Below are 22,897 nucleotides of genomic sequence, written 5' to 3'. Positions count from 1 at the left end.
CGGCGGGTGCGGGCGCACGCACGGGGGCGGGCGGCGCCGCGACGGGCGGGGGTTCGGGCGCGGGCTCGGGCGCCAGCTGCGCCAGCGTGGCCATGGGGGCATCGTCGCCCCAGCGGCGCCAGTAGTTCGCGGGCGGGGTTTCGGCGCGGCCGCCGTGGTCGACCTGGCGCGAGCCGCCGGTATCGGGCAGCGGTTCGGTGTTCATCGGCACCGAGGCGCCGATGTCTTCGACCAGGTGCCAGAGGCGTTCGCCCAGGCTGGGGTCGGGCAGGGCCTGCTGCTGCAGCGTGTCGCCTAGCAGTTGGTGCATCTGCTGGAAGTGGCCGCTGGCGGCGTCGAGCCCGTGCCGGCCACAGGCGTCACCGAGGAAGCGGGCGTCGTCGTGCATCAGCGACAGCCCGTTGATGTCCCAGCCGTCCTGCAGGAAGCGATGCAGGCGGCGGCCCATGACCTCGACGCGCCGGGGCAGCAGGCGCAGGAAGGCGTGGCGGTGTTCGGCGAGTCTGGACTCGTCGTGCGGATTCATCACTAAGCCCCCGGTTGGCCTTGGATTATGCCCCCGGGGGTGGCGGCTGTCAGTGTGTCTGCGGTCACTGGGGGGCAAACGCTCTGCCCGGGGATGACCGGACAGCCCGCGCGGTTTTCACGCGGTGCTCGCATCCGCCTGCGGCAGCAGGCGGCGCCCGCGCCGCCACACCCAGCGGGCCAGCGCGAACACCACCAGCGCGCCCAGCACCATCACGGTCAGCAGCAGGCCCAGCGCGATGAAGGGATGCGCGAACACCAGCGCCAGCGCGCCCAGGGCGGTGGCGTCCTCGCCCAGCGATGCGGTCCAGTTCGACACCGGTTCGGGCGAGGCATTGATGACGGCGCGCGTGGTCGCCTTCAGCGCATGCGTGCCCAGCGCGGCGGTGGCGCCCAGCGCGAGTGCGCCGGCGCCGAGCTGGCCATCGTCGGACAGGGTGGCGGCGGCCAGGAAGGCGCCGGCCGGGATCCGGGCCAGGGTCTGCAGCAGGTCCCAGCCCGAGTCCACGCCCGGGATCTTGTCGGCGCCGAACTCGACCACTGCCAGCGCACCGGCCGTGCCCAGCACCCAGGGCGAGGTGGTGACGGCGAGCGCCGAGGGCAGGTCCACCCAGCCCATCAGCCCGGCGATGCCGACGCCGAATACGGTGAGGTAGGCGCGCACGCCGGCCAGGCAGGCCAGGGCCAGGCCCAGGGCAAAGATGTGTGCTTCGGTCATGGCGGGCTCCCGGAAGGTGACGCAGTTCACAGTATAGTGAGGCCGCGCCTTGACGCTGGCTTACCGGGCCAGCGATGTTGCCGATCCCCCCGAACGTCCCCGCCGATGAGCTCGCCTGCCCCGGACAAGCCCCGCTTCGTCATCGTCCCGCACCGGCCCCATGCCCGGGTGCTGCTGGCGGTCGCGGGCGGGCTGTGGGTGGCCAGCCTGGTGGCGGTGGGCTACTGGGCGAGCAACCAGGCGGCGCCGGGCTTGTCCAAGGCCCGGGCCGAGCTGGCCATCGCCAGCAAGCGCGCCACCCAGGCCGAGGCCCTGGTGAAGCAGTTGCGCCAGAACGTGGCCACCCTGCGCCGCAGCGACCAGATCAGCCGCAGCGCCAACACCGAGCTGCAGGCCAGCCTGGCCGAGCGCGAGGAGGAAGTGTCCGGCCTGCGCGCCGACGTCGCCTTCTACGAGCGCCTGGTCGGCGCCACCGGCCAGCGCCGGGGCCTGTCGGTGCACGAGGCCGTGTTCGAGCCCGAGGCCGGCGGCACCTGGCGCTACACCGTCACCCTGACCCAGAACCTCAACCGCGGCGCCATCAGCAAGGGCGAGGCGCGGGTGTCGGTGGAAGGCGTCAGCGGCGGCCGGCTGCAGACCCTGCGCTGGGAAGACCTCGTACAGAAGCCGGGCGCACCCGGACAGGCGTTCTCGTTCCGCTATTTCCAGCAGCTCGAGGGCAGCATCATGCTGCCCGAGGGCTTCACCCCCCAACGCGTCCGGGTGCAACTGCGCTCGGATGGAAGCACCGTGGACCAGGCCTTCCCCTGGACGGCCGCGGTTCCCCGAGGAGATTGAGATGTTCGGCAGCGACAAGCACAAATCCCCCCGCCACGGCGGCCACGCCGTGGAAACCCTGATCGGCCCGCGCGCGGTCATCCGCGGCGACGTCGGCTTCACCGGCGGCCTGTACGTCGAGGGCACCATTTACGGCAAGGTCACCGCCGAGGACGGCTCGGCCGCCGTGCTGACCATCGCCGACGACGGCCACATCGAAGGCGAGGTCCGCGCGCCGGTGGTGGTCATCAGCGGCCGCATGACCGGCGACATCCACGCCGGCGAGCGCATCGAGCTGGCCGCCAACGCCCGGGTGAACGGCAACATCCACTACAAGGTGGTCGAAATGGCCGCCGGCGCCATGATCACCGGCCGCCTGATCCACGCCGACGCGCCGCTGGCCCAGCTCACCGGCCCCGAGGCCGCGCCCGCCGGTGGCCGCGTGAAGGGCAAGGCCGAGGCGCAGGAAGCCTGATTTGCCTTGATAATGGGCGCCTGCACGCCCATCTTGGTGCCATGGAAACCACGCCCAGCTACCAGACGCTCGACGCGCCGCTCGACTTCACCGCGGCGGCCGCCGCCAAGGTCGCCTCCCTCATCGCCGAGGAGGGCAACCCGGGCCTGAAGCTGCGCGTGTACATCACCGGCGGCGGCTGCTCCGGCTTCCAGTACGGCTTCGAGTTCGACGAGCAGCAGGGCGAGGACGACCTGGCCCTGCAGCGCGACGGCGTCACCCTGCTGGTCGATCCGCTCAGCCTGCAGTACCTGATGGGCGCCGAGGTGGACTACCGCGAAAGCCTGCAGGGCGCGCAGTTCGTGATCCGCAATCCGAACGCCAAGACCACCTGCGGCTGCGGCAGCAGCTTCTCCGCCTGACCGCGGCGTCCGGGCCGATGCCTTCCTCGCCGCCCGGCTACGCCTTCCGCGGCCCCGGGCTCGACCGCTCCGAACTGCTGCGCGAACGCCCCGACGACCTGCGCGCGCGCTGGACCGTGGCGCGCGTGCTGGTGGTCGACACCGACGGCAACGCACGCTTCCCGGAGGCCGCGGGTGGCTGCGGTTTCTGCATCGGCGCCGAACTGGCGGGCGAACTTCCCGACGCGGCCAGCTTCCTGGGCCTGGGCGAAGAGGGCGCGTGGTTCGCGCTGCCGCACGAGTCCCTGCCCGAACCGCTGCCCGGCCGGATGGACCTGCGCAGCGCCGCCACCGAATGGCCGGCCCTGGAGGCCGCCGCGCTGGCCGAAGCGCGCGCGCTGCTGCACTGGCAGCAGCGCAACAAGTTCTGCGGCGGCTGCGGCCACGCGCTGGCGTTGGGCAAGGGCGGCTGGTGCGCGCGCTGCGCGCAGTGCGGGCTTGAACACTACCCGCGCACGGATCCCGCCATCATCGTCGCGGTCACCGACGGCGAGCGCCTGCTGCTCGGCCGCCAGGCCAGCTGGCCGAAGGGTCGCTGGTCGGTGCTGGCCGGTTTCGTCGAGCCGGGTGAATCGCTGGAGCAGGCCGTGGCCCGCGAGGTGATGGAAGAGGCCGGCATCCCGGTGCTCGAGTGCCAGTACGCCGCCTCGCAGCCCTGGCCGTTCCCGGCCGCGCTGATGATCGGCTTCCAGGCCCAGGGCCTGCCGCTGGAGCCTTCGGTGAGCGACGAGCTCGAGCAGGCGCGCTGGTTCTCGGCCGACGAACTCGATAGCGCAGTCGCCACCGGCGAGGTCAAGCTCTCGCCGGTGCTGTCGATCTCGCGCTGGCTGATCGACGAGTGGCGGCTCCAGGCCCGCGCCCGCCGCGAGGCGGCGCCGGCGGGCTGACGCGGCACGGCGAAATCCTTCTGGCGGGTTCCTTTGGCTATTCGCCTTTCGACGTCTTGCGGCGGGCCGCCGCCCCTGCGACTCCGACCAGTCGCTGGCCGCCTGTGGCCTTCGCGGGGGCATCGGTATTCGGCGCGGCCTGGCCCGTCAGCGCCTTGCGCAGGAAGGCGTTGATCTCGGTCTGGTAGCCACGCCCGTTGCGAGTCGCCGTTGCTCGAAACTGGGCGAGCACGTCGTTGTCCAGGAACATGGTGACGCGCGTCTTCCCCGGCGAGGGCAGCACCGCACCGCGGCGCGCCCGCTCGAAGTCGTGCCGCATCCCGCTGTCCTCAACCGACTTCTTCATAGTGCTTCCTCTCGTCCTCGCGGGGACGCCGGGCCGAAATCAGCCGCAGGTTGGTCCCTCGCCGCGTCCATACGACCGTGACCACGCGGCCCAGCGCATCCGTGCCGGTGGTGATGTGCCTCAACTCCGTGCCGCGCGGCGTCGGCCATGGCCGGTCGGTAGTGAACGCGCGCGGATCAAAGAAAACGGGCTCGACGTCGGTGAAGTCGATGCCGTGCTTGAGGCGGTTCAGGCGCGCTTTGTCGGGGTCGAATTCGATCATACGCCGATGTATGCATATATGCATATAGTTGGCTGGCGGAACCCCTGGCAGGACGATTGACCCTCCCACCCGGGCGGATCAGCGTCGGCGACCGCACCGTCCGGCGGCTGTAGGAGAACCGCGCGGGGGAAGAGCGATAACGGGCGCAATCACGGCTAGAATCCGGCCATGTCCGCCGCGCTCATCGCCGTCGTCGTGTCCCTCCTGCTCGGCCACCTGGTGCCGTCGCTGCCGCTGCTGCGGCGCTACGACTGGTTCATCGGCTGGCTGCACTGGCTGGGCAGGCAGACCAGCGGCGACGAGTGGCCCAACCGCATCGGCCTGCTGCTGGCGGTGGGCCTGCCGCTGCTGGGGGTGGGTGCGCTGCAGTTCCTGATCGACGACCTCTGGTACGGGCTGCCGGCCTTTTTCGTCGCGCTGCTGGCGCTGCTCTACACCTGGGGTCCGCGCGACCTCAACCTCGACGTCGAAGCGGTGATCGAAGCGCGCGGCCCCGAGGCCCGTCGCGCCGCCGCGGCGGCGCTGTTCCCGGAGGGCGGCGAGCCGGTGGTGGAAGGCCCGACCCTGGTCGCGGCGGTGTTCCACTGCGCGCTGTGGCGCTGGTTCGGCGTGCTGTTCTGGTTCGTGGTGGCGGGCGCGGTGGGCGCGCTGGGCTACCGCCTGATCTCGCTGTGCGCGCAGGGCGAGGCCCGCCGCAGCCTGCCCGAAGCGCAGCGCGGCGTCGCCCGCACCACGCTGGCGGTGCTGAACTGGCCGGTGGCGCAGCTGATGACCTTCGCGCTGGCGCTGGCCGCCGACTTCGACAAGGTGCTGAGCGCGTGGCGCGACTGGCACGCGAACGGCGTGCGCCTGGACCTCGGCTTCCTCGACGCCGCCGCGCGCGCCAGCGTCGCCAGCGAGCTCGCCGAGGAGGACGCCTACGCGGTGGACGGCCCCGCCCAGGCGCCCGACCTGCTCGAACTGCGCGACGCGATGAGCCTGGTCTGGCGCATCCTGCTGCTGTGGCTGGGCCTGCTGGCGCTGTTCGTGCTCGCCGGCTGGGCGACTTGAGTAATCAGCCGGGCGCGAGCCAGCTGAAGGGCCACCACGGCAGGTTGCGGGTGATGGCGTAGGCGATCACTACGACAGCCCACGGGCGCGCGTCGCCGAGGCGGCGCAGTGCGGGCTTCCAGGATTCCGGTGCGAAGCCCAGCGGTTCGAGCAGCAGGAATGGCATCAGCGGCAGCGCGACCAGCAGCAGCGGGTTCATCGCCAGCGCGGTGGGCAGATCACCGTGGATCAGCGCGTGCAGCATGCGCGTGGCGCCGCAGCCGGGGCAGTACAGGCCGGTCAGCCACTGCGAAGGGCAGGGCGGCAGCGGATTGCCGGCGGCATTCGGGTCGAACGCGAGCAGCAGGGCGATGGCCGAAATCGCGCCGCCCGCCAGCGCCAGCGCGAGCCAGCGCCCCGCCGGCCACCCCGGCCTGGGATCAGTAGCTGCCATCCGCGATGGCGCCGGTCACGCTCAGGGCGATGTAGATCAGCGAGAACACCAGGCCGAGGCCGAACGACACCCAGCTCCAGAGCTTGGCGTTGTTGGCGTCCTCGATGGCGCCCTGCAGGTCGCCGGACGCCCGCTTGTTGTCGACGCGCGCCGCATAGACGATCGCCACGATGCCGGTGGGGACGCAGCAGCACAGCGTGGCCAGGATGGCCCAGACCAGGTTGTTCTCCACGTGCGGGAGCGATGCGGCCGGCGGCGCCGGCGGCGGCGCGGCGATCGCGAGGGTGACGCCGCAGGCGACGCACTGGGTGTTCTCGGCGGGGTTGCTCTGGCCGCAGTTCTGGCAATACATGGGGTTCTCCTTGGAATCAGCCGGCCATCGCGCCGGTCATGGCCGCGAACATCACGAACAGCAGCCACAGCACGCCGAACGCGAGCGGGATGCCGATCGAGATCAGCGACCACAGCTTGGCGTTGTCGGAATCGCTGCGCGCACCGGCGATATCGCCCGCGGACACTTTGCCGTCCACGCGCGCGGCGTAGACGATCGCGACGATGCCGCCCGGAAGGCAGCAGAACAGCGTGGCCAGGATCGCCCAGACCAGGTGATTCGGAACATAGGGCCGCGGCGCCGGCGGCGGCGGAGTGGCGATGGCGAGCGTGACGCCGCAGGCGCCGCATTGGACGGCGCTGGCCGGATTGCTCTGGCCGCAGTTCTGGCAGTACATGGAATTCCCCTGGATCCGCGGCGGGCCGCCGCGGCGTGCTGATGTGAAGAACCCTAGCGGGTGGCCGGCTGCGCGGTCAATGCCGCGCTTGGGGCGGCGCGCCCGGCGCGGTCAATGACGCACTTCGAGTGCCGCGCCCTGAGGGGTCCATGCCGCGCTGCCGCCGGCTCGCGTCAGCGGTGGCTGCCGCGCATTTCCCGCACCTTGGCCTCGAGCGAGGCGGCCGTCGCGGTTTCGCCGGGCACGGCCGGCGTGGCCAGCACGGCGACGCCCGCGCGCAGCCGCCGCGGCACGCGCAGGCGGCCCAGGCGCGAATCGCGCTTGCTCCACATGCTGTCCCACAGGCCGGTCAGGGCCATCGGCACCACCGGCACCGGGTGCGTGGCCAGGATGCGCTCGACGCCGCCGCGGAAGGGCGCGATCTCGCCGTCCTTGGTCAGCGCGCCTTCCGGGAAGATGCAGACCAGCTCGCCGGCATCGAGCGCCGCGCGGATTTCCTCGAACGCCGCCTCCATCACCTCCGGGTCTTCCTTGGCGCCCGCGATCGGGATCGCGCGATAGGCGCGGAACACCCAGTTCATGCCCGGAACGCGAAAGATCTTGTAGTACATGACGAAGCGGATCGGCCGCGGCACCGCGGCGCTGATCAGCACCGGGTCCATGTAGCTGACGTGGTTGCAGACCAGCAGCGCGGCGCCTTCGTCGGGCACGTGGTCCTCCACGCCGGCGATGCGCACGCGGTAGAACAGCGTCACGTACATCCAGGCGATGAAGCGCAGGAAGAACTCGGGCACGATCGAGAAGATCAGGATGGCGACGAGCGCGTTGGCGATACCCAGCGCCAGGAAGAGCTCGGGGATGCCCATGCCCGGCAGCGGAATCACGAGCCCCAGTACGTCGACCTGCTCCATCTGCAGCCCGATGGACAGGATCGATGCGGTCACGATGAAGAACGCGTTCTGGATGTTCAGCCCGGAGATGACGCGCGACAGCTCTTCCTTCGGCGTGCGGCTCTGCACCAGCGCGAACAGCGGCACGATGAACAGGCCGGCGAACAGGCCGATCAGGGTGAGGTCGGCCATGATGCGCCAGCTGCCCGCCGCGTTGACGAAAGCCGCCACGCCCATCCCGGACTCGACGGCCAGGCCCGGCCGCGCGAAGTACAGGTCCACGCAGAACGCCGTCATGCCGAACGCGCCCAGCGGCACCAGGCCGATCTCGACCGTGCGCCGCGACAGCTTCTCGCACAGCAGCGAGCCGACGCCCGTGCCGACCGAGAACAGCACGAAGCAGAACAGGTACAGCGTGCTGCCGCCGCCCAGGTGCAGCTCGGCGTAGGTTGGCAGCTGTGCCGTGAGCACGGTACCCACGAACCAGAACCAGGACACGCCGAGCACCGCATTGCGCACGGCGGGCGTGCGGCGCGTCAGGCGCAGGGCCTTGAGCGATTCCGGGAACGGGTTCCAGTTGATCTTCAGGTCCGGCGCCGAGGCCTCGACCCGCGGAATGGCGCGGCTGACCAGGTTGCCGGTGATCGCCAGCGCGACGATGGCGAAGGCGGCGGCCTCCGGCCCGTGCTCGCCGGCGATCACGAAGATCATGCCGCCGAAGATCATGCCCAGCAGGATCGACATCGCGGTGCCCATCTCGACCAGGCCGTTGCCGCCGGTCAGTTCCTCGGGCTTGAGCACGCTGGGCAGGATCGAGTACTTCACCGGCCCGAACAGGGTGGACTGCAGGCCGGTCAGGAACAGCGCGACCAGCAGCACCGGCAGGCTCTCCAGCACGAAACCCACGCCGGCGATCGACATGATGCCGATCTCCATCACCGTGGTGATCCGCACCAGCTTCGACTTCTCCAGCTTTTCCGCGATCTGCCCGGCCAGGCCCGAGAACAGGAAGTAGGGAAGGATGAACAGCGCCGGCGCCAGGTTCGTGTACAGCGACCGCTGCTCGAGGTCGATGCCGAGGTAGAACAGCAGCCCGATGATCGCCTGCCGGTAAACGTTGTCGTTGAACGCCCCGAGCGACTGGGTGACGAAGTAGGGCAGGAAGCGCCGCTGCCGCAGCAGCTCGAACTGGTTGTGGGCCATGGGTCCCCCGGAGATTGCCCGCAGCCTACCAGACCCCTGCAATCAGCCGTGGCGCTCGCGCTCGATGGCGCGCCAGCCGATGTCGGTGCGGTAGAAGGCGCCTTCCCAGTGGATGTTGTCGGCGGCGGCGTAGGCGCGCTGCTGTGCCTGTGCGACGGTGTCGCCGAGCGCGCAGGCGCAGAGCACGCGGCCGCCGGTGGTGACCACCACGCCGTTGCGCAGCTCGGTGCTGGCGTGGAAGACCTTGGCGTCGCGGCCCGGGTCGGTGCCCAGCCCCGCGATGGCGTCGCCGGTGCGCGGCGTGCCGGGGTAGTTTTCGGCGGCCATCACCACGCCCAGGCTCGGGCGCGGGTCCCAGTCGGCCTGCACGTCGTCGAGGCGGCCATCGATCGCGGCCTCCACCAGGTCGAGCAGGTCGCTGCGCAGGCGCAGCATCACGGGCTGCGTTTCCGGGTCGCCGAAGCGCACGTTGAACTCGATCACCTTGGGCGCGCCGTCGGGCGTGATCATCAGGCCGGCGTAGAGGAAGCCGGTGAACGGGATGCCGTCGGCGATCATGCCGCGCACGGTCGGTTCCACCACTTCGCGCATCACGCGGGCGTGCACTTCGGGCGTTACGACGGGCGCCGGCGAATACGCACCCATGCCGCCGGTGTTCGGGCCGGTGTCGCCGTCGCCCACGCGCTTGTGGTCCTGCGAGGTGGCCATGGGCAGCGCGGTGCGGCCGTCCACCATCGAGATGAAGCTGGCTTCCTCGCCCTCGAGGAACTCCTCGATCACCACGCGCGCGCCGGCGTCGCCGAAGGCTTCGTCCTCGAGCATGTCGATGATGGCGGCCTCGGCTTCGGCCACGGTCATCGCCACCACCACGCCCTTGCCGGCGGCCAGGCCGTCGGCCTTGATCACGATCGGCGCGCCGTGGTCGCGCACGTGCTGCAGCGCCAGTGCGCTGTCCTCGAACACGCCGTAGTAGGCGGTGGGGATGCGGTGGCGCGCCAGGAAATCCTTGGCGTAGGCCTTGCTGCCCTCGAGCTGCGCGGCGGCGGCCGTGGGCCCGAAGATGCGGCGGCCCGCGGCGCGGAAGGCATCGACCACGCCCTTCACCAGCGGCGCCTCGGGGCCGACCACGGTGACGCCCACGTTCTCGTCGGCGGCCAGCTGCAGCAGCGCGTCGATGTCGGTGGCCTTCACCGGCACGTTGCGGCAGCGCGCCTCGGTGGCGGTGCCGGCGTTGCCGGGCGCGACCAGCACCTCGCTCACGCGCGGCGACTGCGCCAGCTTCCAGGCCAGGGCGTGCTCGCGGCCGCCGGAACCAATGACGAGGACTTTCATGCAGGGACTCCGGAAGCGTTGCGGACGGTCAGGTGTTCGGGCGGCAGTCCGCCGCGGCCAGCGAGACATCGAAGAAGCGCTGGTCGTCGCGGTCGATGAAGCGGCGCGTCAGCACCACGCCTTCGTCCAGCACGAGGCGGAAATCGCGCTCCGAGCAGTAGGCCAGCAGCCGGGCCTGCTCCGCCTCGCGGACGCGCTGGAACAGCTCCGGGTTGCGCGCCGCCTCGGCCAGGGTCATGCCCTGGCTGCGCAGGATCATCAGCACGGTGCGGCCTTCGACGCTCATGCGCTCCAGCACCAGGCCATCGCCGAGGTCGCGCGGGAGGCTGGCGTTGTGCTGGCGCACGAGGTCGGCGGCGATTGCGTGCACCGGATCGACCGGCGGCAGCACCGGGGCCGGCGTGCGCACGACCAGCCACACCAGCAGGGCGATGACCGCGAGCCCGAGGCCGGCCAGGCCCAGCGCCAACCCGGTCCGCGCCGGTCCCGGCGGCGGAGCGGGGGAGGCGGGCGGCGGGCTGGCGGTCTTCATGGCGGGGCCTCAGTGGCGGAAGTGGCGGCGGCCGGTGAACACCATCGCCATGCCGTGCTCGTCGGCGGCGGCGATGACTTCGCCGTCGCGCATCGAGCCGCCCGGCTGGATCACCGCGGCGATGCCGGCGGCCGCGGCGGCATCGATGCCGTCGCGGAACGGGAAGAAGGCGTCGGAGGCCATCACCGAGCCCGGCACCACCAGCCCGGCTTCCTCGGCCTTGAGTCCGGCGATCTTCGCGCTGACCACGCGGCTCATCTGGCCGGCGCCGATGCCCACCGTCTGCAGGTCCTTCGCGTACACGATGGCGTTGGACTTCACGTACATCGCCACCTTCCACGCGAACAGCAGGTCGCGCAGCTGGGCGTCGGTGGGCGCGATCTTGCTGACGATCTTCAGGTCGGCGGCGCCGAGCGCGTCGGTGTCGGCATCCTGCACCAGCAGGCCGCCGGCGATGCGCTTGTATTCCAGGCCCGGCGCCACGCGAAGCTCGCCGCAGGCCAGCACCCGCACATTGGCCTTCTTGGCGAAATGCGGCAGCGCGTCGGCGGCGATCGACGGCGCGATCACCACTTCGACGAACTGGCGCTTGAGGATCTCGGCGGCGGTGGCGGCGTCGAGTTCGCGGTTGAAGGCAATGATGCCGCCGAAGGCCGAGGTCGGGTCCACAGCGAAGGCGCGGTCGTAGGCGTCCATCAGGTTGGCCGCCACGGCGACGCCGCAGGGGTTGGCGTGCTTGACGATGACGCAGGCGGGCGCGTCGAAGGCCTTGACGCATTCGAGCGCGGCGTCGGCGTCGGCCAGGTTGTTGTAGCTCAGCTCCTTGCCCTGCAGGAAGCGCGCGGTGGCGACGATGCCCTGCGGTGCGTTGGCCTCGACGTAGAGCGCGCCGCGCTGGTGCGGGTTTTCGCCGTAGCGCAGGGCCGAGGCCAGCTGCAGCGAAGCGTGGAAGGTCTTGGGCCAGGCTTCCGGCTGCGCCGGGTCCTCGGCGCGTGGCGACAGCCACTGCGCGATCTGGCCGTCGTAGGCGGCGGTGTGCGCGTACGCCTTGGCCGCGAACGCGCGGCGCATCGCCGGGGTGCTGCCGCCGGCCTTGAGCGCGTCGAGGAAGGCGTCGTAATCGGACGGATCGACCAGCACGCTGGTGCGCGCGTGGTTCTTGGCGGTGGCGCGCAGCATCGCCGGGCCGCCGATGTCGATGTTCTCGATGGCGTCGTCGTAGCTGCAGCCGGGCTTGGCGACCGTCTGCGCGAACGGGTAGAGGTTCACCACCAGCAGGTCGATCGGCGCGATGCCGTGTTCGGCCATCACCGCGTCGTCCACGCCCTCGCGGCCGAGCAGGCCGCCGTGGATCTTCGGGTGCAGGGTCTTGACCCGGCCGTCCATGATTTCAGGGAATCCGGTGACTTCGCTGACATCACGCACCGCCAGCCCGGCCTCGCGCAGCGCCTTGGCGGTGCCGCCGGTGGAGAGCAGCTCGACGCCCAGCGCGGCCAGCCCGCGGGCCAGTTCGACCACGCCGGTCTTGTCGGAAACGGAAAGCAGCGCGCGGCGGACGGGTTGGCGTTCGGCGGTCATCGGGCACCTCGTGGGGAAGCCGCGATTATACCGGGGTGAAGAGCGGTTTTAGCCACGGATGAACACAGATGAACACAGATAAGAGCCGGTAAATGCAGGCAATTCCTCAATGCCCGGTCGCGCAGGCGCTTCCAGAGAACAAAACCCAATGGGCTCTATCCGTGTTTATCAGTGTTCATCCGTGGCCAAAAACGCTTTTCAGGCCAGGCCGTAGGCCTTGAGTTTCTTGCGGAGGGTGGCGCGATTGAGGCCGAGCATGGCGGCGGCGCGGCTCTGGTTGCCGTCGCAGTGGCGCAGGACTTCGGCGAACAGCGGGGCTTCGATTTCGCGCAGCACGACTTCGTAGAGATCGTCGATCTCGCAGCCGTTGATGTCGTGCAGGTAGCGGCGCACCGAGCGCGCGACATGGTCACGCAGCGGGGTGTGGCTGGGGGTGGCGGCGTTGGAGTCGGCGCGCGAGGCCGGCAAGGCATTCACTGGAAGGCAGCTCCGTGGGGGAATCGTCCGCTTCCTTGCGGTCCGCCGGTGGGCGACGGGGGAAGGGAGTCTACGTCAATCCAAAACGCGGTGCGACCCGTACTTCAGGACAGGGTCCGGGCGGGCGATTCAGTGAAAGTCGAACGTGAAGGCGACGGCGCGCTTGCCCGGGTCCAGGATCTCGAGGGTAGCGCTGGCCGACTGGCCCGGCGCGATCAGCGGCGAGGCCGGCGGGCTACCCAGGTACTCCACCGGCTGGAACCGGCGCAGGCCCAGGGCCTGGCCATCGAGGTCCTGCAGCGCGATCTCCAGCACCGGCCAGGCCTGCGCCCAGCGGGCGTCGTTGCGGAAGCTGGCGGTGATCAGCAGCACGCCGGGCACCGTCGGGTGCGGCTGCACTTCGCGGGTGGTGACGCGGAAATCGTCGGGCGCATGCCAGGGCGGCAGGTCGCAGCCGAGCACGCCGCAGGCGAGCTCGAGCCGTGGCCGCCAGTTGGCGTCGCCGGCCAGGCGCGCGCGGTCGGCCAGCACCAGCTGCAGCAACAGCAGCACGCCCAGCGCGACGACCAGCCCGGCCCAGCCCCAGGGCAGGCGGCGGACGGTGGGCGCGGTGTCGTCGGCGGTGGCGAAGCGGGGGGCGCGGGGAGGCATGCGGGAATGATAGCGGGCTTGGCCGGGCGGAATGCAGGCGTTCGCCCGCCGCTAACCCCTGCGGGTACCGGTGATTCGCATCCAGTCGCCTTCCTGCACGGCCTCGAGTGCCTCGAACCACGGGGCATAGCGTTCCAACAGCGCGCCTTCCTGCCCGTGCAGGATGCCGGACAGCGCGATCACGCCGCCGGGCGCGACGCGCGAGGCGAGGGTTTCGGCCAGGGCATCGAGCGCGGAGGCGAGGATGTTGGCGACGACCACGGGATACGTGGCGGCCGGTTCGTCTTCGGGCGAATACACGGTGAGCAGGTCGCCGACGCCGTTGCGCTCGGCGTTGTCGGCGGTGGCGGCCAGGGCCTGCGGGTCGTTGTCCACGCCGACCGCGGCCTTGGCGCCCAGCTTTAGCGCGGCCAGCGCGAGGATGCCGGAACCGCAGCCGAAATCGAGCACCACCTTGTCGCGCAGCACCAGCGAATCGAGCCACTGCAGGCACAGCGACGTGGTCGGGTGCGTGCCCGAGCCGAAAGCCAGGCCCGGGTCGAGGCGCACGATCACGCCGTCGCGCGCTTCCGGCGGCGGGTCCATGTTCCAGGGCACGATCCAGGTGCGCGTGCCGAAGCTCAGCGGCACGTACTGGTCCATCCACGCGCGCTCCCAGTCCTGGTCGGCCACTTCGCGGAAGTCGGCCTGGGACAGGTCGATCGCATCGTCGAAGGATTCGAGCGCGTGCAGCACCAGCTCGGCCACGGTGTCGCCCGGGAACAGCGCCAGCAGCGTGATCTCCGGCCACAGCGGCGTCTCGCCCACGCCGGGCTCAAGCACGGCCTTCTCGTTCGGCGTGGCGGCGTCGGCGTCCATCAGCGTCACCGACAGCGCGCCCAGGTCCATCAGCGCATTCTCGGCGCGGTGTTCGTCTTCGGCGCGGACGCGCAGGGAGAGTTCGAGGAAGGGCATGGCGGGGCGGCGGTCGGCGGGGCCGCCATTGTCGCACTGCCGGGGCTCAGGCGTCCGGAGTGGCCGCTGCCGCGGTTTCTGTGGGGTCGATGCATTCAATGATGAAGGCGACGTAGCCCGCGATGTGGTTTGGGCCCGCGGGCACGCTGTCGGGCGGGTACATGCCGATTTGTGGATGCCTGACCTGTACGCCCGAGGCGCATTGGGGCAGGTGCTGGTGGACGGACGTGCCGTATGACTGTTCTATCGCCCGGTACTTGGGCAGGACCTCGGACGGAACTATCGGTTGAACCACCTTTTCGCCTGTCGTGTCGGGCGCCGCGTCGACCAATCGACGGACCATGCGGCCATAAGCTTCATTCGCCGATAGTGGGCGCTCGAACTCGAACTCGTAGGGTGGTTTCGGTGCGCAGCGCAGTGTGCGCACGAAAAGGGTGCCCGCGGGGTGTTCTCTCGTCACATCCTCCTCGGTCTGCCCTTTGGCAGGCTCCTCGGTGAGGTACTGATAGCGCTCGCCGTCGGGACAAACGCGGCGCTCCGCCTCCCACATCGCCCCGGTCGCATCCCCCCAGCTGGCTGGCCGTCGGGATTCCACCATGACGCGGTAGACCTTGCCCTCGGTCGAATCCTCAACCAGCTCGCGCGTTGCCATGCCGAACGGACTGGCCACCTTCCGCGCCTCTTCGGGCGTGAGCGGGATGTCCTGGGCGATGTCGCAGCCGGAGAGCGACAAGGCGACGGCGATGGCAAGGAAAATTCGGCTCGCGTTCCGCAAGGTCAGGCTCCGGGGAGGGTTCCCGGTACCTTATCGCCGGCAACCGGGCGATGCCAGCGTGGCAGTCACTTGCCCGGGATCGGGGCCGCCGCAGTGGCGGGTGCGTTGCCGGTGCATTCGACGATGTAGGCAAAGTAGCCGAGTGGCTGACTGAGATCGGATGCTTCGTCGGACGGCGGGAACAACCCGATCACAGGATGGCTGACGACCACGCCTGTGGGGCACTTGTTCAGCATGCTGTGGACCAGCCCACCCAGAAAACCTTCGATCTGATCGAACTTGGTGTCTGTCGATGAATCCAGGATCGGCACCACGACCCGCCCGCCCTTCGAGTCGGGCGCGGCCTCCCGCAGCCGCCGTGTCATCTGCTCGACCGCTTGCTCATGGGGCAGGCGGGATTCGAACTCAAACTGATAGGCAGGCTTTGGCGCACATCGGAAGGTTCGGATGAAGTGGGTGCCGGCCGGATGCTCTTGCTGGCTACTCTCATGGGCACCGTCCGTGGCGGGCTCCGTGGACAGATTCTCGTGCTGTGCCCCGTCGGGACAGGAGCTGCGCAGATCCTGCCACATCGCGAAGTCCGCCTGCGCCCAGGATGCAGTGCGCTTGGACTCGATCATGATGCGGTAGACCTTGCCCTCGGGCGAATCCTCCAGCAGCTCGCGCGTGGCGGCGCCGAATGGACTCGCCGCCCGGGCGAAATCCTCCGGCGTCCGCGGGATCTTTTCGAGGATGTCGCAGCCCGGAAGCAGGGCGATGGCAAGAGCAGAAAGGGCAAGCGGGCGTGCGTGCCTCAAGGCGAGCGATCCAGTGCCGGCGGGGGCTTCAACCGTACCGGCCCGTTGCGGGTTTCGCCATCAGAAGTTGTCGCAAATGCGCCCTCAGGCCGGTGCGCAGCCGGCCAGGGCGTCGAGCTTTGGTTCGTAAACCGTGGTCTGCAGGTCGAGCAGGCCCAGCACGGTGTGGAAGAGATGGTCGTGGCTGAGCGGGTCGCTTCGGCGGGCCTGCACGCAGCCGCTGTCGAGGCCGCGCCAGCGCTGGAAGGCGGGCGAGGTCCAGAGCAGCATCGGCACGTGGGTCTGTTCGCCGGGCGCCAGCGCGTAGGGCGCGCCATGCAGGTAGAGGCCGTGTTCGCCGGTGGATTCGCCGTGGTCGGACAGGTACAGCAGCGCCGGGGCACGGTCGCCGGCCTCGTGTTCGAGCAGGCGGATCAGCGCCGCCAGCACGTGGTCGGTGTAGAGGATGGTGTTGTCGTAGCTGTTGCGGATCTGCTCGGTGGTGCAGTCCTGCAGCGCGACGCTTTGGCAGGTGGGCGTGAAGCGCTCGAACTGCTTCGGGTAGCGCTTGAAGTAGGCCGGGCCGTGGCTGCCGATCTGGTGCAGCACGAACACCTTGTCTTCCGTGCCCGGCGCCGCCAGCTCGTCGCGCAGGTGTTCGACCAGTCGCTCGTCCAGGCAGCCGTCGGCGTCGCAGGGCGCGGCGGCCGCCAGCTTCGCCATCGACTCCTCGCGCTGGCGCGCGGCCACGCCCTTGCTGCCGGTGTTGTTGTCCTCCCACTCCACCTGCAGGCCGGCGTGGGCGATCACGTCGAGCAGGTTCTCGCGGCCGCGCGCCGCCGCTTCCTCGTACCGCGCGCGGCCAAGGTCGGAGAACATGCAGGGCAGCGAGGTCGCGGTGTTGGTGCCGCAGGAACTCACGTTCGGGAAGAACACCGGCGCGATCTTCGCCAGCTCGGGGTTGGTCTGGCGCGGGTAGCCGGCCAGGCTGAAGCTGTCGGCGCGGGCCGATTCGCCCACCACGATCACCATCAGCACCGGTTTGCGCACGCCGTAGCGGCTGCCGCCGTGGGCGTCGGTACCCAGCGGTTCCACCACCACCGGCGCACCGGGCGCGGCGTGCTTGGCGTAGCCGCGCACGGCGTTGAACAGATTGGCCGGCGTGGCCAGGTGGCGAAGCTGCGCGTGGTTGCGCGCGGTGGACGAGAACTCGCGCGAGAACGGCAGCACCGCCAAGCCCATCACCGCCAGCATCGCGATCATGAAGCCGGCGCGGCCCGCCAGCTCGCGCGGCCACGGGCGATAGCGCACCGGCAGCTTCCACAAGGCCAGGACCGGCAGCACGCCGAGCACGAGCAGGTAGCCGGCCATCGACCACGACAGCCACTCGCTGCCTTCGCGCAGGTCGGTCTCGAGCACGCTTTGCAGCGCGTGCCGGTCGATCACCGCGCCGTAGCCATCCATGAAGTAGGCCGCGCCGGCCGAGAGCAGCAGCACCAGCGCCAGCGCCGGCTTCTGCAGCCCGCGCCAGGCCACGAACGACAGCAGCAGGCCGTTGAACGCGAACACCACCGCGAACGCCGCCAGCAGGAACAGCGCGCCGCGCAGTCCACCCGGCAGGTCGGCGGCGAGCAATTGCCGCCAGAAGCTGGCGCTGTAGGCCAGGGCCAGCAGCGCGGCGGCTAGCGCCGTCAGTGAATTGGCACCGATGCCGCGTGGCGCAGTGGAAACCGTGGAATCCGACAAGGAAGCCTCGCGCCCGTTCCCGACCGCGGCCCTCCCCCGGTCATCGAGGCGGCATCGTCTTCGAACGGCGCGTGGGCCGTGTCAAGAATTCGTTCGTCCGCCGGCGTGGTTTCGCCGGCGTTCAGGCGCGAAGCGCCGGACTCATCCCAGCCCGATCGCCTTTTCCTTGCGCTCCGCCAGCCGCTTTTCCAGGTAATGGATGTTGGTGCCGCCCTGCTGGAAGCCGACATCCGCCAGGATCCGCTGTTGAAGAGGCACGTTCGTCTTGATGCCGTCCACCACCATCTCGCTCAGCGCCACGCGCATGCGGGCGATGGCCTGGGCGCGGGTGGCGCCGTGCACGATCAGCTTGCCGATCATCGAGTCGTAGTTCGGCGGGACCTTGTAGCCCTCGTAGATGTGCGAATCCACCCGCACGCCCGGGCCGCCCGGCGCGTGGAAGTGGCGGATCAGGCCGGGGCTGGGCAGGAAGCTCTCCGGATCCTCGGCGTTGATGCGGCACTCGATGGCGTGGCCGGTGATCTTGATGTCGCTTTGCTTGATGCTCAGCTTCTGGCCGCTGGCGATCAGCAGCTGCTCGCGCACCAGGTCGATGCCGGTGATCATCTCGGTCACCGGGTGCTCCACCTGGATGCGGGTGTTCATCTCGATGAAGTAGAAGCGGCCGTTTTCGTACAGGAATTCGAAGGTGCCGGCGCCGCGGTAGCCGATGCGCACGCAGGCCTCGGTGCAGATGCGGCCGATCTCGGCGCGCTGCTCGTCGGTGATGCCCGGGGCCGGCGCTTCCTCGACCACCTTCTGGTGGCGGCGCTGCATCGAGCAGTCGCGCTCGCCGAGATGGATGGCGTTGCCCTGGCCGTCCGACAGCACCTGGATCTCCACGTGGCGCGGGTTCTCCAGGAACTTCTCCATGTAGACCATGTCGTTTCCGAACGCGGCCTTGGCTTCCTGCTTGGTCGCGGCGATCGCGGTCATCAGCGCGCCTTCGGTGTGCACCACGCGCATGCCGCGGCCACCGCCGCCGCCGGCGGCCTTGATGATCACCGGGTAGCCGATCTCGCGGCCGTGGCTGATGCACTCGGCCGGGTCGTCGGGCAGCGGTCCGCCGGAGCCGGGCACGCAGGGCACGCCGGCTTCTTTCATGGCGCGGATGGCCTCGACCTTGTCGCCCATCATGCGGATCACGTTCGCGGTCGGGCCGATGAAGACGAAGCCGGACTTCTCCACGCGCTCGGCGAAGTCGGCGTTCTCGCTCAGGAAACCGTAGCCCGGGTGGATGCCCTGGGCGTCGGTGACCTCGGCCGCGGCGATGATCGCCGGGATGTTGAGGTAGCTCTCCGACGACGGCGCCGGGCCGATGCAGACCGACTCGTCGGCCATGGCCACGTGCTTGAGGTTGCGGTCCACGGTGGAGTGCACGGCCACGGTCTTGATGCCGAGCGCATGGCAGGCGCGCAGGATGCGCAGCGCGATCTCGCCGCGGTTGGCGATGACGATCTTGTCGAGCATGGGAGGCGCCTTCAGCTGATGACGAACATGGGCTCGTCGAATTCGATCGGCTGGCCGTTCTTGACCAGCACGGCCGTCACGGTGCCGGACACCTCGGCCTCGATCGGGTTGAACATCTTCATGGCCTCGATGATGCCCAGCGTCTCGCCCTGCTTGACGGTCTGGCCGACCTTCACGAACGGCGGCTTGTCCGGGCTCGGCGACTCGTAATAGGTGCCGACCATCGGCGAACGCACGGTGTGGCCCTCGGGGATGTCCTTGGTGGACTTGCCCACGGCCTCGGCCGAGATCGTGGCGGCGGGGGCGGCCGGCGCCGGGCGCGGGGCCTCGGCGTGGGCGGCCACCGGCGCGGGCGCGGCGGCGACGTAGGTGCCGGTGGCGTGGCGCGCCAGGCGCACCGATTCCTCGCCTTCCTTGATCTCGATCTCGGAAAGGTTGGATTCCTCGAGCAGGTCGATGAGTTTCTTGATCTTGCGAAGGTCCATGAAGGCCTCGTCTCGTCGTTGGTAGTGGGTGGGTTTCTTGCGGGCGGCCCCGGCGGGGCCGCCGGGGTCTAGGGCGTCGAGAGGCGCTTGAGCGCCGCCTCCAGGGCATAGCCGTAGCTGTCGGCACCGAAGCCGCAGACCACGCCCAGCGCCAGGCTCGAGAAATAGCTGTGGGCCCGGAACGGCTCGCGCGCGTGCGGGTTCGACAGGTGCACTTCGATGAAGGGCAGGGCCACCGCGGCCAGTGCGTCGCGCAGGGCGACCGAGGTGTGGGTGAAGGCGGCCGGGTTGATCAGGATGAAGGCGGTGCCGTCGCGGCGGGCGGCCTGCACGCGGTCCACGAGCTCGTGCTCGGCATTGGACTGGAAGTCGGAGAGTTCGTGGCCGGCGGCGGCGGCCCGGGCCTGGAGCCCGGCGTTGATCTGGTCGAGCGTGGCGTGGCCATAGATGCCCGGCTCGCGTTCACCGAGCAGGTTCAGGTTGGGACCATGCAGTACCAGGATCTTTGCCACGCCAGCCTCCCCGGGGGAGGCACAGTCTGGGGGCAAGGCCGGGCGGCTGTCCAGAAGATCGCCGCGACTTCCCCGATTTTAACGGGCGTTTGAATTTATTCCGCGGGGCTGCGGACCCACTCGTTCAGCGCTTCGAGGCTGGGGAACTCGCCGTAGCGGGTTTTCACCAGCCGCCCCTCGCCGTCCACCAGGGCGGTGAAGGGCAGGATGTTGCGGCGGTTGCCCAGCGCCACCGAGCTGTCGCCGGGGCCGGGGGTCTCGAGCAGGGTCTCGAAGGCCACGGGGACTTCGCGCAGGAAGGCCCGGGCCTCGTCGGCGGTGTCGAGCGCGACGCCGATCACCTGGATGCCGTTGCCGCCCTGTTCGGCGGCGAAGGCGTCCAGGATCGGCATTTCCTTGCGGCAGGGGCCGCACCAGCTGGCCCAGTAGTTGATCAGGCGCGGGCGGCCGGGGCCGTCCAGGCGGCGCTCGCCGCCGGCGGCGAGGTAGGGCAGGGCCATCGGCGGCAGGGCCTGGCCCGGTTCGACCACCACCAGGCCGGCCGGCGGCGGCTGCTCCGGCGGCAGCATCACGCGCTGGCCCAGCCACCAGCCGAGGCCGGCGCTGACGAGGCCCAGGACGGCGATGGCCGACCAGGTGAGGATCGCGTCGCGCTTCATGTCAGTTCGCAGCCTCGGCCAGGGCCCCGGCCACCAGGTCCTGGGTCAGCACGGTCGGCAGCACGCGCGGTTCGCCGTTGCGCGGGTAGACCACGTACAGCGGCACGCCCACGGCGCCGTGCGATTCGAGGAAGGCGGTGATGGCAGGGTCCACGTCGGTCCAGTCGCCCTTCATGTAGACGGCGCCGGCGGCGTCGAGCGCGGTGCGGAAACCCTCGCGCGCCAGCACCGTGCGTTCGTTCGCCTTGCAGGTGACGCACCAGTCGGCGGTCATGTTCACGAACACCACGCGGCCGTCGCGGCGCAGTTGGTCGAGCTTGTCCTGCGAGAACGCGACCACGCCTTCTTCGGCTGCGACCGCGCGCTCGGGCACCGGCATGCGCTGCACCACGAGCACCGGCCACAGCGCGGCCAGCACCACGAGGGCGGCGAGCACGCGCGGCAGCAGGCGGCCCCAGCGCGCCTTCTCCCACCACCACAGGCCGAGGCCGAGCACGACCGCGCCCGCCAGCACCAGGCCGATGGCGTCGGCGCCGCGCTGCTTGGCCAGCACCCACAGCAGCCACACCGCGGTGAGGTACATCGGGAAGGCGAGCACCTGCTTGAGCGTGTCCATCCACGCGCCCGGCTTCGGGAGGCGCGAGGCCAGCGCCGGCACGAAGCCGATCAGCAGGAAGGGCAGGGCCAGGCCCAGGCCCAGCGCCAGGAAGACGAGGATCGCGACCGCGGGCGAGGCCGCGAACGCGAACGCCAGCGCGGTGCCCATGAACGGTGCCGTGCACGGGCTGGCCACCACCACGGCCAGCACGCCGGTGAAGAAATCGCCGGCCGGGCCGGACTTCTGCGCCAGCGACTGGCCGGTGCCCGCGAGCGAAGCGCCGAAGCTCACCACGCCCGACAGCGACAGGCCAATCGCGATCATCACCAGCGCCAGCGCCGCGATCACGCCCGGCTGCTGCAGCTGGAAGCCCCAGCCCAGCGCCAGGCCCGCCTGCCGCAGCGCCAGCGCGATCGCACCGACCGCCGCGAAGCTGGCCAGCACGCCGGCGGTGTACCAGAGCGCCTGCCGCTTCGCCTGCCCGCCGCCCTGCGCCAGCGACAGCGCCTTGAGCGAGAGCACGGGCAGCACGCAGGGCATGAGGTTGAGGATCACGCCGCCGCCCAGCGCCAGCAGCAGCGCCAGCCACAGCGCGGTCGGCGCACGGGCGGGCGGGGTTTCGCGCGGGGCGTCCGCGGGCGCGGCGGCGCCGGCGCCGGCCGGCAGCGTCACGGTCGCGGTGCGCGTCATCGGCGGGTAGCAGATGCCGTCGGTCTGGCAGCCCTGGAAGGTGGTGCGCACGGTCAGCACCGTGGCGGCGGTATTCGTGCGCTGCAGCGGCAGCGTGGCGTCCACCGGATCGAAGTAGACCATCACGTCGCCGAAGTGCTCGTCGCGATGCGACTGCGCCGGCGGCCAGTTGATCGCGCCCGCGGTGACGCCGTCGCCCTCGACTTCCACCGTGCTGCGGTCGCGGTAAAGGTAATAGCCGGGCGCCGGGTCGAAGCGCAGCAGCAGCTTGTCCGGGCCGCCGGCGATGGCTTCGAAGCGGAAGGCCTGTTCCTCGGGCAGCGGCAGGCCGCCGGCCGCGCGCGCGGGGTCGGTGTCGCCGAACAGGTCGGGTCCGCGCGCGCCGCCGAGCGCGGCGAGCGGGTCGCCGCCCGCACCGGCCGGCAGCGCCACGGTCACGGTCTTGGTGTGCGGCGGGTAGCACACGCCCACGTCGGCGCAGCCCTGGTACTTCACCTTGAAGCGCAGCGCGGTGGCGTCGTCGGCCGTGGCGCCGGTGAGCACGGCGGTCAACTGATTGCGATAGGTCTCGACGTCGCCGAAGAACTCGTCGGTGTAGGCCTCGCCGTCGGGCAGCTCGAGCGGGTTCGACTTGAAGCCGCCCTCGACCAGCTCGACGCCGGTGCGGTGTCGATACAAGTAGTAGCCGGGCGCGATTTCCCAGTGGAATTCGATGCGGCCGCGCTCGGTGGCGCGCGCGCTGAGCGCGAAGGCTTGGTCGATCGGCAGGAGGTCGGCCTCGTCCACCGCCTGGGCGGTGGGGGCGAGGAGCAGCGCGGCCAGGGCGGCCAACAGCCAACGGGTCATGCGG

The 22,897-nt window shown here is 70.4% G+C and carries 26 protein-coding genes and 1 pseudogene; 5 read left to right on the top strand and 22 right to left on the bottom strand.

Annotated features, from left to right (window positions below; translation table 11 throughout):
* Together N787_RS09710 and N787_RS09705 are read right to left on the bottom strand one after the other, a co-directional pair.
* Window positions 1-526 (bottom strand): annotated as a pseudogene (locus tag N787_RS09710) (hypothetical protein); the annotation flags it as partial.
* 117 nt (window positions 527-643) lie between these two features.
* Window positions 644-1,243 carry a DUF4126 domain-containing protein gene (locus N787_RS09705; RefSeq protein WP_034213178.1) on the bottom strand — a complete coding sequence of 200 codons (600 nt, stop codon included), beginning with the start codon at window positions 1,241-1,243 and terminating at the stop codon, window positions 644-646.
* A 105-nt stretch (window positions 1,244-1,348) separates the two neighbouring features.
* Here N787_RS09705 and N787_RS09700 point away from each other — a divergent pair, with 105 nt between their 5' ends.
* From N787_RS09700 to nudC, 4 genes are read left to right on the top strand one after another with little or no spacing between them, the layout of a single operon-like run.
* Window positions 1,349-2,080, top strand: a complete 732-nt coding sequence (locus tag N787_RS09700) for a DUF6776 family protein (RefSeq protein WP_034213176.1) — start codon at window positions 1,349-1,351, stop codon at window positions 2,078-2,080.
* Window position 2,081: 1 nt separating this feature from the next.
* The gene (locus N787_RS09695; RefSeq protein ID WP_034213174.1) at window positions 2,082-2,534 is read left to right on the top strand and encodes a bactofilin family protein; all 453 of its coding nucleotides are present in this window, start codon (window positions 2,082-2,084) and stop codon (window positions 2,532-2,534) included.
* 41 nt (window positions 2,535-2,575) lie between these two features.
* Window positions 2,576-2,935 carry an iron-sulfur cluster insertion protein ErpA gene (erpA, locus tag N787_RS09690; RefSeq protein ID WP_034213171.1) on the top strand — a complete coding sequence of 120 codons (360 nt, stop codon included), beginning with the start codon at window positions 2,576-2,578 and terminating at the stop codon, window positions 2,933-2,935.
* Between the two features lie 17 nt (window positions 2,936-2,952).
* The gene (gene nudC / locus N787_RS09685; protein WP_052575344.1) at window positions 2,953-3,861 is read left to right on the top strand and encodes an NAD(+) diphosphatase; all 909 of its coding nucleotides are present in this window, start codon (window positions 2,953-2,955) and stop codon (window positions 3,859-3,861) included.
* A gap of 37 nt (window positions 3,862-3,898) precedes the next feature.
* On the opposite strand, the gene N787_RS14720 is transcribed toward nudC, so the two are convergent.
* Both N787_RS14720 and N787_RS09675 read right to left on the bottom strand, forming a co-directional pair.
* The gene (locus N787_RS14720; protein ID WP_211252153.1) at window positions 3,899-4,207 is read right to left on the bottom strand and encodes a BrnA antitoxin family protein; all 309 of its coding nucleotides are present in this window, start codon (window positions 4,205-4,207) and stop codon (window positions 3,899-3,901) included.
* On the bottom strand, window positions 4,191-4,469 hold the full coding sequence (locus N787_RS09675) for a BrnT family toxin (RefSeq protein ID WP_034213169.1): 279 nt from the start codon (window positions 4,467-4,469) through the stop codon (window positions 4,191-4,193). Before N787_RS09675 ends, N787_RS14720 begins: the two co-directional genes overlap by 17 nt.
* A 168-nt stretch (window positions 4,470-4,637) precedes the next feature.
* On the opposite strand from N787_RS09675, the gene N787_RS09670 reads away from it, so the two are divergent.
* A complete protein-coding gene (locus N787_RS09670; RefSeq protein ID WP_034213167.1) occupies window positions 4,638-5,519 on the top strand; it encodes a hypothetical protein in 882 nt (293 codons plus the stop codon).
* 4 nt (window positions 5,520-5,523) lie between these two features.
* On the opposite strand, the gene N787_RS09665 is transcribed toward N787_RS09670, so the two are convergent.
* The 18 genes from N787_RS09665 to N787_RS09580 all read right to left on the bottom strand — a co-directional run bounded on the left by N787_RS09665 (window position 5,524) and on the right by N787_RS09580 (window position 22,893).
* Window positions 5,524-5,952 (bottom strand): DUF2752 domain-containing protein, encoded by a 429-nt coding sequence (locus tag N787_RS09665; RefSeq protein WP_034213164.1) that lies wholly within the window; start codon window positions 5,950-5,952, stop codon window positions 5,524-5,526.
* On the bottom strand, window positions 5,939-6,304 hold the full coding sequence (locus tag N787_RS09660) for a CD225/dispanin family protein (RefSeq protein ID WP_084590740.1): 366 nt from the start codon (window positions 6,302-6,304) through the stop codon (window positions 5,939-5,941). Before N787_RS09660 ends, N787_RS09665 begins: the two co-directional genes overlap by 14 nt.
* Before the next feature lie 16 nt (window positions 6,305-6,320).
* On the bottom strand, window positions 6,321-6,605 hold the full coding sequence (locus N787_RS09655) for a CD225/dispanin family protein (protein WP_034213193.1): 285 nt from the start codon (window positions 6,603-6,605) through the stop codon (window positions 6,321-6,323).
* Window positions 6,606-6,853: 248 nt separating this feature from the next.
* Complete coding sequence (locus N787_RS09650) at window positions 6,854-8,773, bottom strand: MFS transporter (protein ID WP_034213162.1); 1,920 nt, start codon at window positions 8,771-8,773, stop codon at window positions 6,854-6,856.
* A gap of 42 nt (window positions 8,774-8,815) precedes the next feature.
* Window positions 8,816-10,105: a phosphoribosylamine--glycine ligase gene (gene purD / locus N787_RS09645; protein WP_034213160.1), complete on the bottom strand. Its 1,290-nt coding sequence runs from the start codon at window positions 10,103-10,105 to the stop codon at window positions 8,816-8,818.
* 28 nt (window positions 10,106-10,133) lie between these two features.
* Window positions 10,134-10,637: a hypothetical protein gene (locus N787_RS09640; RefSeq protein ID WP_156968975.1), complete on the bottom strand. Its 504-nt coding sequence runs from the start codon at window positions 10,635-10,637 to the stop codon at window positions 10,134-10,136.
* 9 nt (window positions 10,638-10,646) lie between these two features.
* A complete protein-coding gene (purH, locus tag N787_RS09635) occupies window positions 10,647-12,215 on the bottom strand; it encodes a bifunctional phosphoribosylaminoimidazolecarboxamide formyltransferase/IMP cyclohydrolase (protein ID WP_034213155.1) in 1,569 nt (522 codons plus the stop codon).
* 198 nt (window positions 12,216-12,413) lie between these two features.
* Window positions 12,414-12,692 carry a DNA-binding transcriptional regulator Fis gene (gene fis, locus N787_RS09630; protein ID WP_034213153.1) on the bottom strand — a complete coding sequence of 93 codons (279 nt, stop codon included), beginning with the start codon at window positions 12,690-12,692 and terminating at the stop codon, window positions 12,414-12,416.
* A gap of 129 nt (window positions 12,693-12,821) precedes the next feature.
* Entirely contained in the window at window positions 12,822-13,343 is a 522-nt protein-coding gene (locus N787_RS09625; protein WP_156968974.1) for a DUF3426 domain-containing protein, read from the bottom strand.
* A gap of 51 nt (window positions 13,344-13,394) precedes the next feature.
* A complete protein-coding gene (gene prmA, locus N787_RS09620; protein ID WP_034213150.1) occupies window positions 13,395-14,297 on the bottom strand; it encodes a 50S ribosomal protein L11 methyltransferase in 903 nt (300 codons plus the stop codon).
* 46 nt (window positions 14,298-14,343) lie between these two features.
* Complete coding sequence (locus tag N787_RS09615; protein ID WP_034213148.1) at window positions 14,344-15,072, bottom strand: hypothetical protein; 729 nt, start codon at window positions 15,070-15,072, stop codon at window positions 14,344-14,346.
* A 65-nt stretch (window positions 15,073-15,137) separates the two neighbouring features.
* On the bottom strand, window positions 15,138-15,869 hold the full coding sequence (locus N787_RS09610) for a hypothetical protein (protein WP_034213146.1): 732 nt from the start codon (window positions 15,867-15,869) through the stop codon (window positions 15,138-15,140).
* Between the two features lie 84 nt (window positions 15,870-15,953).
* Entirely contained in the window at window positions 15,954-17,594 is a 1,641-nt protein-coding gene (locus N787_RS09605; protein ID WP_052575343.1) for a phosphoethanolamine transferase, read from the bottom strand.
* Between the two features lie 141 nt (window positions 17,595-17,735).
* Window positions 17,736-19,103 (bottom strand): acetyl-CoA carboxylase biotin carboxylase subunit, encoded by a 1,368-nt coding sequence (gene accC, locus N787_RS09600; protein WP_034213142.1) that lies wholly within the window; start codon window positions 19,101-19,103, stop codon window positions 17,736-17,738.
* Between the two features lie 11 nt (window positions 19,104-19,114).
* Entirely contained in the window at window positions 19,115-19,588 is a 474-nt protein-coding gene (gene accB / locus N787_RS09595; RefSeq protein ID WP_034213139.1) for an acetyl-CoA carboxylase biotin carboxyl carrier protein, read from the bottom strand.
* Between the two features lie 68 nt (window positions 19,589-19,656).
* The gene (aroQ, locus tag N787_RS09590) at window positions 19,657-20,100 is read right to left on the bottom strand and encodes a type II 3-dehydroquinate dehydratase (protein WP_034213137.1); all 444 of its coding nucleotides are present in this window, start codon (window positions 20,098-20,100) and stop codon (window positions 19,657-19,659) included.
* A gap of 95 nt (window positions 20,101-20,195) precedes the next feature.
* Window positions 20,196-20,759, bottom strand: coding sequence for a TlpA disulfide reductase family protein (locus N787_RS09585; protein WP_052575342.1), 564 nt, complete (start codon window positions 20,757-20,759; stop codon window positions 20,196-20,198).
* A gap of 1 nt (window position 20,760) precedes the next feature.
* Window positions 20,761-22,893: a protein-disulfide reductase DsbD family protein gene (locus N787_RS09580; RefSeq protein ID WP_034213135.1), complete on the bottom strand. Its 2,133-nt coding sequence runs from the start codon at window positions 22,891-22,893 to the stop codon at window positions 20,761-20,763.
* Window positions 22,894-22,897 lie beyond the last annotated feature (4 nt).

This window comes from Arenimonas metalli CF5-1 (assembly GCF_000747155.1).
GTDB classification, from domain to species: Bacteria; Pseudomonadota; Gammaproteobacteria; order Xanthomonadales; family Xanthomonadaceae; genus Arenimonas; species Arenimonas metalli.
This window is presented reverse-complemented; position numbering and strand designations above follow the sequence as displayed.